Origin of the sequence: Segatella copri (assembly GCF_009495355.1) — a bacterium.
Taxonomy (GTDB): Bacteria; Bacteroidota; Bacteroidia; order Bacteroidales; family Bacteroidaceae; genus Prevotella.
Genome location: NZ_VZAD01000072.1, coordinates 1 through 12,479 on the forward strand (window position 1 = coordinate 1; position 12,479 = coordinate 12,479).

6 protein-coding genes are annotated in these 12,479 nt (G+C 46.1%); 2 read left to right on the forward strand and 4 right to left on the reverse strand.

Features of this window, described 5'->3' with window-relative positions:
- The 4 genes from F7D20_RS09395 to F7D20_RS09410 all read right to left on the reverse strand — a co-directional run.
- A partial coding sequence (locus F7D20_RS09395) for a hypothetical protein (protein WP_158463818.1) occupies positions 1-1,198 on the reverse strand: 1,198 nt, incomplete at its 3' end.
- A 36-nt stretch (positions 1,199-1,234) separates the two neighbouring features.
- On the reverse strand, positions 1,235-1,423 hold the full coding sequence (locus tag F7D20_RS09400) for a hypothetical protein (RefSeq protein ID WP_158463819.1): 189 nt from the start codon (positions 1,421-1,423) through the stop codon (positions 1,235-1,237).
- 11 nt (positions 1,424-1,434) lie between these two features.
- Positions 1,435-3,843: a leucine-rich repeat domain-containing protein gene (locus F7D20_RS09405; RefSeq protein ID WP_194253539.1), complete on the reverse strand. Its 2,409-nt coding sequence runs from the start codon at positions 3,841-3,843 to the stop codon at positions 1,435-1,437.
- A gap of 1,045 nt (positions 3,844-4,888) precedes the next feature.
- Entirely contained in the window at positions 4,889-7,270 is a 2,382-nt protein-coding gene (locus F7D20_RS09410) for a glycoside hydrolase family 16 protein (protein WP_194253540.1), read from the reverse strand.
- A 519-nt stretch (positions 7,271-7,789) separates the two neighbouring features.
- Here F7D20_RS09410 and F7D20_RS09415 point away from each other — a divergent pair.
- Positions 7,790-10,921, forward strand: a complete 3,132-nt coding sequence (locus tag F7D20_RS09415; protein ID WP_158463822.1) for a SusC/RagA family TonB-linked outer membrane protein — start codon at positions 7,790-7,792, stop codon at positions 10,919-10,921.
- Positions 10,922-10,942: 21 nt separating this feature from the next.
- Positions 10,943-12,478, forward strand: coding sequence for a RagB/SusD family nutrient uptake outer membrane protein (locus F7D20_RS09420; RefSeq protein WP_158463823.1), 1,536 nt, complete (start codon positions 10,943-10,945; stop codon positions 12,476-12,478).
- Position 12,479: the final 1 nt, after the last annotated feature.

Here is a 12,479-nt window from a genome sequence, read left to right on the forward strand (position 1 = left end):
TATCCAAGTCAAGATACTTACCACTGTTGCGGTTCATGATTTTGAAGTTACCCGACAGACCGCTCTTGCCATTTGGTTCGATTCGCACCGAACAAGCCTTATCGTTCCAATCCCCACCAACAAAAGAAGCGTCTGTTGTCCAACTCTTTGAATTACCAGTGAAATCAGCATTCTCATAGAGTGTAATCTTGAAGCCTTTTGTGACCTTCAACGATGATATATCCTTAGCACTAATGCCATACATGGCGAGATCTGCCTGAGTGTAGCTACCCTCGCCCAATGATTTTGAATAACCACGATAGTCGGAATCTGCATAAAGACTTGCTATACAGTCATCGCACTTTTTTGTACCAAACACACGTAGCATCCTCGTTGCCCACTGATTAAGATTCCATGTTTCATCGTTATAAAGCCAAATAAAACCTCCGCTCACTCCATTATTTTTCTTCCATGACTCCATCTGAGCTACGCATGCATCTACACCACCTTCTTGGTAATTCATTCTTCCTGCATGAACAGCTCTGTTACCTAAATGCCAGTCGGATGGATTGTTTCCTGCTCCGCCATCATAACACTGTATAAGTACCCTATCACATCTATCGCCCAACTGAGAAACAAGATTTTCCCAAAAACTACGGTTCATATATGGCGCGATAGTTGTTTTATACCCCAATTCATACATCATCTGGTGGAATTTAACAGCCGTTGCGACATCGTAGCAATACTCATCATCGTTGTTTACAGCATCAATCTCTGGAATGGCATTTTTAAGCGCTTTAAAATTCTTATACAAGATGGTACCACTTCCTACACCATGACTATTAATAAGTTCCTTGATGCGACTAAAAGACTCGTTACCCCAACCACCTATACATATTTCTATTCTACTTATGGTTGTTGGTGCCTGTTTTAGTTTTTTTATGTCAGAGACATAGTTGGGTTGCGTGTTACCAAACACATACTTTCCATCTTTGCATACCGTCTCGCCATCTGTAGTCAGTGTACCATCAGGCTCAACGTTGATATTGAAGAGAATGATGTATGTGAAACCAGAATTGCGTAATTTCTCGATGGTACCGGGACGATCACGTCGGATATGTCCACCTACATACACGCCAGTGGATTGGGCAATAGTTTTGCTCACTCCCGAAAATACGAGAACGAGCAATAAAAACAGAGTTTGTTTCAATGTATTCATGTTTTGTACTTTTTTGAAAAACGTGAAATAAAGTTGTTAGTCATTCCAAATGAATCCACCATAGCCGGTGTCCGGTCCGTCTTCGCCGTCTTCGCCACCTTCGCCGGCAATATTTTCATCAGGATCGACTTTGTTGTAATCATAAAGCGATGCTGTTTGTAATAAAGCATCATCATTATATATTTTTATATTAATGATTATCGGTTTTATATATTCCTTTTTCATTGTTGCTTTTTTTATTTGACTACATATTTTTTTCCATTCACGACATAAATGCCCTTTGGCAGATTATTCAGATCGGCGGCATTGTTTTTCATAAGCACTCCGCTGATGCTATAAACTTTGCCAGAAGTGTCTCTATTCAAGTCATCTACCTTTATTGTTTCTATAGGAGTGGTAGAACTATCATCAAACAAACTTAAAGAAAGTTCATGAGCATTCGAGGTACTTTTATCATTTTTATGAAACCACCCACTGAACCCACGGATACCGTATTTTTGACTATCTTTATAGGGATAGAGTTTCATCTTGCCGTCTTTGGACTGAAAGAAATAATCATCGGTTGTTATTCCAACTTTTGAATCCCCCACAGTGCCCGTGCGCTGAACAAGAGAACCTCTAAGCACATATTCATCATAGGATGCCTTACCTGCAAATGGTTTCGCATCAGTATTCACTTGACCATCAAAATCCTTTACCTGACCTAACATTTGCTCAGCAGTATATGTTGTAGACGTCCAATCCCCATCATTTCCACTTGCTCCATTTGCAGACCAGCGGTAGTTCAAATCAACATTTCTAAACGTATAAATAGCAACACCCTTATCATCCTTTTTTGCATTATTAATATCTTCTGGTCTCATCTTAACAAGGAATGTCTCACAGAAATCAAGCGGATAATCTTTAAAATTGGTGTAATGGAGAAACATGAAAGTCTTACCCTCTTTCCAATAGCCGCGGTATACACCCATTGTGAAATTATCACTAGTAGCCCCGCTATTATGGGTAAGCCCATTCACTATGATGCTTGCATTGTAATCCTGTTGGGCTTTATAAGCATCACCCCACATACTACCATATCTGTTATTCACTCCAAAAGGCAGACAAATGGTGTTCCAACCCACCTTAAGGTTTCTGTGCAATCTTACTATCGCATGTTGCTGCGGCACATTCTTATATTCTGTATGATCACTATATAGGTCTTTTGTGAGAAGACGCTCAAACTCAGACTTATCATCCATATAGGTCAAAAAACCAGTTTTCTTATTTGCATCCCATCCGTCTGCAGGATTAGCAAAGATTACAGTTGTCAAATTTGGATCCAGCCCTGCAAACACGCTTTTATTTTTAATATTTGCATATTCGTCCGTTTCCCCTTGTAGGCACTTAGGAGCCTCCCCACGGTTCACTGTGATAGTTTCCAACTTTATTTGAGCATCACCACTAGAAGCAAATGCACCATCTCCTATTTCAGTAAACTGTGCAGGAATATTCAAATCGGTAAAAGAACAAACTTTTTTATTCGCATCCGATCCATCATGTCCATCTTGTCCGTTGCAGCCAAAAAACAGATAAGCAGGAATCTTCGTTCCCTTATTGTCTGCATAATTCTTTAACACACCATTAACAAATTCGTTGGTCATGGATCGACAGTCACCAAATACACCAGTTCCAAGAGAGGTTATCTTAACATTATCCAAGTTTAAGGCATTCAACTGTTCGCAGCTTCTGAATGCTTCAGAACCAATCTCCAAGCAGCCATTTCCGTGAATATTCAGTCCGGTAACTTTCACTCGATTACGAAAAGCCTGATTTCCTATTTTCGTTACTGTGCTGGGTATCTCAATAATTGTATTGTCTGTTTCGTCAGATAAATCTTTACGATTATCGTCATCTGCGAAAAAAGCATTGTCTTTTATCTCTGTAACATCCTTTATCAATCGGTTTATATATTTGGTACTCAAGGCCCAACAATTGGCAAACATAAATTTTCCAACTCTATTCAGCAATTGTTTATTCGTTACCGTATTATCTGTTATATCTACTTGCTTCTCACCGGTCCATATAGTTATTTTTTTCAGTTTATGAGCATTAGCGAAATACCTAATACCATCATTATCCTCAATTCCTACTTTCATACCATTTTTAGGCAATTCCAACTCTTCAACATTATCCATATACATGAAATAGCTATCATCATTATATGAATCACGTATATACTCGCGCAATTCGAGATATTTGATGTGCCCACGTATCTGCTCCCACGCTTTATATTCATCTCCCTCCATTATGTTTTGTTGTTCACTTAAACCTCTTCCTTTCCCATTGGCAAATACAATACCATAAATTCTATCCAGATTTACCTCATTATTGGCATTTTTGGGCAATGTATAGGTGTTCTTTGGATTTTCATTATCCTCTACAGTCCCTCCATTAAGAAGTGTTCTCAGTCCGTTAGGATATTCATATTTCTCAACACCATCGATTACCCCGAGGGATTTAGCCTCTACACTAATATATTTAGACCATCTTTCCAACTCACCCTTCTCATTGTAAAGCCGGATTTTGAAGTAATAAGTGTCCGCTGAAGCCTGTATCAAGCACAAAGCGAGCAAGATCATTGATAAAAGTAATTTTTTTTTCATATCCATAATTCCGCAACACTATTATTAATTAAACTTTTAAAAGACCTTAACAACAAAAAGTTGCCCAGGATTATGTCATGTCAGAAATTTCACTTATCTTAGTGTTGCATTAAAAAAACAAATAAAACTCTGAATGACATGGCAAAAATTCAAATAAAATCTGAGAAACTCACTCCTTTCTTTTTAGTTATTATTTACTGAAGTTTCGCAAGTTTTGCCCCACACGCCCTGAAGGGGCAGAAGCTCTTAGCCCAGGGCAGCGCCCTGGGTTATTTTGGACGCAAACCTGTCGCCCTGTAAGGGCAAAAGCTTTAAAACTCCAGGCAATTTACAAAGCTTTTGCCCTTACAGGGCGCCTTGCCGATTGCCATTATACCCAGGGCGCTGCCCTGGGCTAAGAGCTTCTGCCCTTTCAGGGCGTGCTGCTTCTGGAGCTTTTGGGCCTTCAGCCCGTACTTAAACCACTTGCGAAACTTGAGTTATTTAAATTTGTACGCAAAGTTATAATGTATGTATGTGTTGTTATTCCTAATCTGTGCCAATGATGTTCTGAAAGAACTAAAGCTACGATATATTTTTACGCGTTCATCTTTTATAACGACGGCCATAGACAAGTGACTTTTTGGGTGTTACCAATCTGATAAGTTACTTCCAGCGTATTGGCAGCATGCACAAAAACAGAAAGCATGCTAACCATACAGAAAAGTAACAATTTGTAAATTCTCCTATTCATAAGCATAGTTTTTTTAATTACACAATTAAGTTATTAAGTTTTCGCTTGCAAATTTACTCTTTTTATCGTTTCGCTTTTCGGCTGTGGGTAAAAAAGTGGCTTCACGAAGCAACAAAAAGAGCACAAGTAACTGATTATCTATTGTTTATCTATTTCTTCGTTTTGAAAAATATTAAGATAAAAGGGGCGTTTCATCTTGATGAAACGCCCCCTTGTACCTGATTTATTGAACTTTCTCATGTGCGGAAGTTAGAGAAGTTATCTTAACTTCCCCATTTGAGAAAGTTGTTTTTACTTTTTTACCTTTAAATATTACTTTTTCACCTTAAAGTTTCCTTGGTTGGTTCGTACGATGTAAATGCCACCAGCATTCATATCACTGACACGGCGGCCAGTGAGGTCGTAGATGCCGAGCACCTTGGCTTGCTGCTTCTTATCTGCAGTAGAAGCCTGGATACCAGTAGTAATCTTCTTGTAGAAGAAGACACCGTCGAGATTCACCTCTACACCGTTGGTTCCGCCAGCAAGGACACTCAGGATGTTATTTTTGTAAGAACTATTACCCCAGAAGGCAGGAGTGCCATATTTCTTGATTTCTGTCATTGGAATATCGAAGCTGTACCATTCACCGTTGCGATAGAAATCGCCAAGTACTGCATATTTCTTACCTGCATCTTCGAAAGGAGCAGAGCCAATGGTGAAGTGAGCATTCTCGCCAATGACGATGGCATAAGGAGCATTCTTGCTGATCTCATTGGTTGTCTTCATTGAGAAGTGGAGCCAGTAACTGTCGTCTATCATGCTCATATCGGTGGCTGCTGCTGGAGCATAGCCGGCGCCCGACCAACCTTTTCCGCCAGCAACCTTCACGCAGGAGTATTCCTCGTTGTAGCCGAAGCTGTTGGTGCCTGTGGGTGTAGCGCCTGTCATGGTGCCCTCCCAAAGGTTGAAGTTATAGCGACTATTGTCGACATTGTAGTCGGCCTTTACCTTGCCTGCGTCCTTTACTTGATTGGCAAAGGTGCTGCCAGTGGCGATGAGCACGTAGTCGGAACCCGATGCAATGTCGAAAGTCGACTGTTTTTCGGCGTTGAGCGACTTGGATCCAAATTCTCCGAGCGTAGCGTCGACATCAGGAGTCTCGCTGCCACCCTGCTTTTTATAGAAGAACACGTTGTCGAAGATCAGTTTTGTTCCTTCATTTCCACCACTGAGCGCGCAGAAAGCATTCTCTCTATAGGCAGCAGCACCACCGTCCTTGTCGGGGAACACAGTTCCTGCCATCTTCTTGAGCTTGCTGAAAGGAATGTCGAAACTGTACCATTCGCCATCGCGTTTGTAGTCGCCCAAAATCATGCCCTCCACAGGGTTGTTGCCGATAGTGAAGCTGGCCGCACCTACACGAATCGCATGAGAAGCATGCAAGAGAGCATCGTCGCCCTTCATCGAGAAATGGAGATAGTAGCTGTCGTCGAGCATGGAGAGGTCTTTCAATCCGTGAAAGCCCAATCCTGACCATCCTTTTTGGGTAACGGTAAAAACAGAGTAATCCTCGTTGAGTCCGAAGGAATTGACACCTGTTCCAATGCTTGGCGCATAGGTGTTCTCCCAGATATAGAGGTGCTGCTTGGTGTTGTCTACTGAATAGTCGGCTTTGATTTTCTCACCCATCTGCTGCATTACACCGGTGGAAGCGCTGATAATGACGTAGTCGGAACCTTTGGAGAAGTCGAATACCGACTTGCCCGTTGCGTCGAGCGACTTGTAGCCATATTCTCCTAACTTGGTGGTTGTGTCCTCGAAATGTGTGTCCTCGTTGATATTATCGACGGTTTTTCCGTTGATGGTGTAGCACTCCTGTCCCTCCTTCTGGTAAAGGCGAATATAGTCTACATACATCTTCTTCTCGCCAGAATTGAGGGCAGTAACGGCTGCTCTATCGTGCACGCCTGTGAAGTTGCCGCCTATCGCCAAGTTGACGAGCATATAGAACTGCTTGTTGAAATAGTTGCCTGGCGATGTATTCAGACTTCTGTCGCTGATGTCCATGCTATAATAAGGTTTAGTAGCATCGTCGAGATACATGTTGATGACATCGGGCGTCCACTCCAATACAAACTTGTGGAACTTGCCGTCTTGCAGGCTCGTAGGCGAAGTGGTGAACTTGCCATAGTTGGGATAGCCACCATTCTGATAAACACCCCAGTGGCAGGCGCCGCTATAGTATTTCTCCTGAGTGCCGTTCTTGATTCCGTCAGCATGTCCCATCTCCAAAACGTCGATTTCACCGCACGAAGGCCATGTTCCCGTGTTGCCAAGCAGCCAGAAGGCTGGCCACAAACCATTGGCAGTCTTAGGGATCATGATGCGTGTTTCCAACTTACCATATTTGAACGACACCTTGTCCTTGGTGAAGAGTCGAGCCGAAGTAAGGTCGGGCTTGGCTGTGATGATGAGTGCCTTGGTGGTTCCGTCGGGTGCGAGGCCCACGGTGGCGTTGGCCTTCTGATAGTTTTCCAATTCCCAGTTGCCAAATCCGTTGTTATAGTTTCCAGTCTCAAAGTTCCAGGTAGTTTCGTTCACCGCTCCCACGTTGTCAAACTCGTCCGCCCATACCTTTTTATAGTCCTGACCATAAGCAGGCGCCACGAACATCATGGAAGATGCAAACAGAAGTAAATTCAAATGTTTCATACTCATTTAAGTTTTTAAAGTTATTAAAAAAATCAGATTGTTGCCGCAAAATTAAGCAAAAAATCCACCCATTTTTCGGCATAAAATGGAAAAGTGGAACAACAGAAGTGCCATAAGATTCACAAACCACTAATAATCAACTGTTTAAAAGATAATCAAAGATAAGAAGAAAGTGGACAACATACGAACAGAAGCAAAATCGCACAAAAACACAATTCTATTTTTTGTCAACACACAAGAAGGATGAAAGTGCCCTTTTCGCGAAGTTCTGCTTTACAAATCGTCCACTGATTTCATTCTTCAAGTTTCTCGCACAGTACTGATAATCAGAAACATAAGAAAAACTTTCTACTTTTCAAATCCACTTTTATTTATCACTGGGTTGTTACCGACTATTTTTTTTAGTACATTTGCAAGCGGAAAAACGAATGCTTCGGTAGAAGACGAAAAAGTCGTCCACCTACATCATACCTAATAATAACGAAACTCAATAATAACAAAAATCTAAACATTTAGCTTATGAAACCAACAAGGTTATTAATGGTGATGCTGACATTGTTTGTGGCAACCATCATGCAGGCGCAACAGATTACCTGTAAGGGTAACATCGCCGACGTGAGTGGCGAACCCATCATCGGTGCATCAGTAGTAGTAAAAGGTACCTCGCAAGGTACAGTTTCCGACTTGGATGGTAACTTCACGATTCAAGCCAACCCCAACACAACATTGGTCGTATCTTATATAGGATATGTGACTCAAGAGGTGAAGGCTTCCGACAAGCTGAAAATCACGCTGAAGGAAGACTCACGCACCCTCGAAGACGTAGTGGTAGTGGGTTATGGTGTTCAGAAGAAGAGCGTCGTAACAGCCTCTATCGCCAAGGTGAGCGCCGACGACCTCGACGGCAAGGCGGCAGTACGTGTCGACAACGCACTGAAGGGTTTGGCCTCAGGTGTTACCGTCACTTCCTCATCAGGTCAGCCTGGTGCTGCCTCTCAGGTTCGTATCCGTGGTATCGGAACCATCAACAACAGCAACCCTCTCTACATCGTTGACGGAATGCCTATCGAGGGCGGTATCGACTATCTGAACCCCAGCGACATCGAGAGCATCGAGGTGCTGAAGGACGCTGCCTCTGGCGCCATCTACGGTACACGTGCTGCCAACGGTGTCATCCTCGTCACCACCAAGGGCGGCGAGAAGGGCAGAGTACACGTGAACTACAACTTCTCTTACGGCTGGCAGAACCCATGGAAGCACCGCGATGTGCTTAACGCCACTGAGTATGCTGTGATGATGAACGAAGGTCTTGTCAACGCAGGACAGGCTCCTATCTATGCCGATCCTTATCAGTACGGCAAGGGCACCGACTGGCAGGACGAAGTGTTCAACGACAACGCCGGTGTTGTCAACCATGAGGTGAACGTCAGCGGCGCTTCCGACAAGATCAACTATTACCTCTCTATGGGTTACTATCATCAGGACGGTATCGTAGGCGGCAACTACGACCGAAGCAACTACAGCCGTCTGTCGCTTCGCAGCAATACCAGCTACACGCTCTTCGACGACACCAAGGACCGCGACTGGCTCAACAAACTGCAGATCAGCGCCAACATCTCTTACTCTCGTGTCAAGAGCAAGGCCATCGACGCCAACTCTCAGTATGGTTCTCCATTGGGTTCAGCCCTCTACCTCTCTCCTATCCTCACTCCTACAGTGAGCGGTGCAGCAGCCGAAGCTCAGAGCAATCTCTATGGCGAGCAGTACATGCTCTACGATGGAGCCGGACGTATGTACACAGTTCCAGGAAGCAGCTATCAGGAAATGAACAACCCATTGGCCATGCTCTCGCTGCCTGGCGACTTGGGCTGGAGCCATAAGTTTGTAGCCAACTTCTCTGCCGACCTCAACATCGGTTACGGCGTGAAATACCGCATCTCTTACGGAGCCGACCTCGGATTCTGGGGAAGCGACGGCTACACACCTCTCTATTATCTCTCAGGAAACAATAAGGCCACTATCACCAACGCCCACCAGTCAAGCAACCGCGGCACTGTATGGCAGTTGGAGAACGTGCTGACTTGGGACAAAACCTTCAACAAGCACACCATCAACTTGGTGGCAGGTCAGAGTGCGATGCAGAATACAGGCATGAACCTCTATGGTGCATTGCAGAACCTCAAGGACATAAACAAGCCCTTCATGAACAATACGAGTGCCGCCCAGAGCCGTGGCGAGATGTCTGCCAGTGGAGGACCTGCTTACGAACACACACTGAGTTCTTACTTCTTCCGTGCCAGCTACAACTACGACGAGCGCTACATGGCACAGTTTACTGTACGTCGCGACGGTAGTTCACGCTTCGGTGCCAACAACCGCTACGCCACCTTCCCTTCCTTCTCTTTGGGATGGAACGTCATCAACGAGCCTTACTTCAAAGCTCCCGACTGGTTGAGCAACTTGAAGATTCGCGGTAGCTGGGGTAAGAATGGTAACGACAACATCGGCGACTTCACCTATGCAGCCTGGACAGCTTCGCCTTATAACACCATCCTGGGCAAGGGCGAGACCGTTGTCAATGGTGTACAGGCAGGCTCACTTGCCAACCCCGACCTGAAGTGGGAGGAGAGCGAACAGACCGACTTAGGTATCGACTTGGGATTCTTTAAGAACGCCCTGACATTCAGCCTCGATTATTACATCAAGAAGACCAACGGCATGATCATCAGTATGCCTATCCCTAACTATGTGGGAGCCGGCGCACCTCTTGGCAACGTGGGCGATATGGAGAACAAGGGTCTTGAGCTCGAAGCCAGCTACAAGTGGAACATCGGTAAGGCCAAATTCCATGCCAAGGCTAATGCCTCTTATCTGAAGAACAAACTGAAGAACCTCGGCAACACCTCAGGCTTCTTGGAACTCGGTTCTATGCAGAACACCGGAACCATCACCCGCGGTTCCAACAACGAACCATTCCCATACTTCTACGGCTACAAGACAGCCGGTATCTTCCAGACCATGGACGAGGTGAAGGCATGGGTCAACAAGGACGGCGAGTTGCTGCAGCCTAAGGCTGTGCCTGGCGACGTGCGTTTCGTCGATGTTGACGGCAACGGAGCCATCGATGCTGCCGACCGCACCAAGATAGGTAAGGGAATGCCCGACTGGACCTTCGGTTTCACCCTCAATGCCGAGTACAAGGGCTTCGACTTCATGATGATGTGGCAGGGCACTGCCGGCAACGACATCTTTGATGCCACACGCCGTACCGACGTGCAACCAGCCAACCTTCCTTCTTATCTGCTCAACCGCTGGACAGGTCCAGGCACTTCCAACAAGTACCCACGCTTCGTCATCAACGACGGAACCAACTGGCAGAGCAGCGACCTCTACATCACCGACGGTTCTTACATCAGACTCAAGAACATCCAGCTGGGCTACACCCTGCCACAGTTCATCACCAAGAAGTTCTTCGTCAACAAGCTGCGCCTCTTCGTAGCAGCCGAGAACCTCCTCACCCTTACCAAGTATGCAGGCTTCGACCCCGAAATCTCATCAGGCGACAGCACAGGAGCCACTTCGCTGGGTGTCGACTATGGTGTCTATCCTCAGAGCCGCACCATCACCGTGGGCTTCAACCTTGGATTCTAAACCTCTAAAAAACTTATCATTATGAAGACAAAGAAAATATATAAATATGTATTGATGGCAGCGCTCATCGCTCCCCTTACATTGACAAGCTGCTCGGATGACTTCTTGGACGTAACACCTCCCGACAAGGCCACCCTGCAGGAATATTACAGCAACAAGGAGCACATCATGGAAGCTGTGGTTTCCACCTACAACCCCATGCGCCAGTACGACTGGAACAACGTGCAGTATGCTCCGCTACAGCTCTGCAGCGACATCATGGCAGACGACGTGTGGGTAGGCGGCGGAACCAGTTCCGACAACCTCTTCCTACAGAAGATGTCCAACTATGCCAGCACCCAGAACCCAGGCGATGCCCTCACAGGCATCTGGGACCAAAGCTACAAGGGTATACGCAACGCCAACGACGTGCTCACCTATATAGAGTGGGCCAAGGCTGCCCTCACACAGGCCGACTACAACACCTTCATGGCCGAAGCCAAGGTGCTGCGCGCCTTCTACTACATGCAGGTATGGAAGTTCTATGGCAACATACCTTTCTACTTCGAGAACCTCAAGTCGCCTTACATCGGTGAGCAGAAGAGCGCCGACGAGGTGTACGAGGCTGTCATCAGCGACCTCGAGAGCGCCATCGGCCTCAACGCCCTTCCTATGAAGTGGGACGACAAGAACCTGGGACGTATGAGCCAGGCTGCCGCCTACATGATCTATGCCGAGATGGTGATGTATCAGAACGACGAGAGCCGCTACACCAAGGCACTGGGCTATATGCGCGAGATCATCAACGACCGACAGAACTATGACCTCAACCCCGACTACGCCAACATCTTCCTCGAGAGTGGCGAGTGGACCAAGGAGAGCATCTTCGAGATAGGCTACATGGACGACGGAGCCGTGCGTGCCTGGGGCGGTGGAGTCATCAATGCGGGCGGAACCGTCTATCCACGATTCATCTCTCCACGCGACTACAAGGAGAGCGACGGAGTGGACAATGGATGGGGATTTGAGCCTGTAAGACTCGAGACCTTAGACCTCTTCGACGAGGGCGACGTGCGCAAGGACGCCACCATCTTCGACAGCCGTGGCAAGAACTGCGACACCAAGAGCTGGCAGTACACCGGACTCTGGCTCAAGAAGTATCTCGCCTACAAGGACAACAACAAGGACCAAAAAGCCGACGGCGACCTCAACTTCAACAACAACCTGCGCATCTACCGCTTCGCAGAGACGCTGCTCAATGCAGCCGAGCTCATCGTGCGCACAGGCGGCAACATGGCAGATGCCGAGGAATACCTCAACAAGGTACACCACCGTGCCGGACTCACCGACAACAAGGCTGCCACTATCGACAACATCATCGACGAGCGCCACAAGGAGTTTGTAGGCGAGGGCAAGCGCTACTGGGACCTCATCCGCACAGGAAAGGCTGCCACCACACTCGTACCCGATGCCTACGGCTACCGCACCAACACATGGACTGAGAAGAAGAAATATCTTCCTATTCCTTTGAGTGAGCTCGACGCATCTCACGGCACACTGACACAAAACGACTATTAAT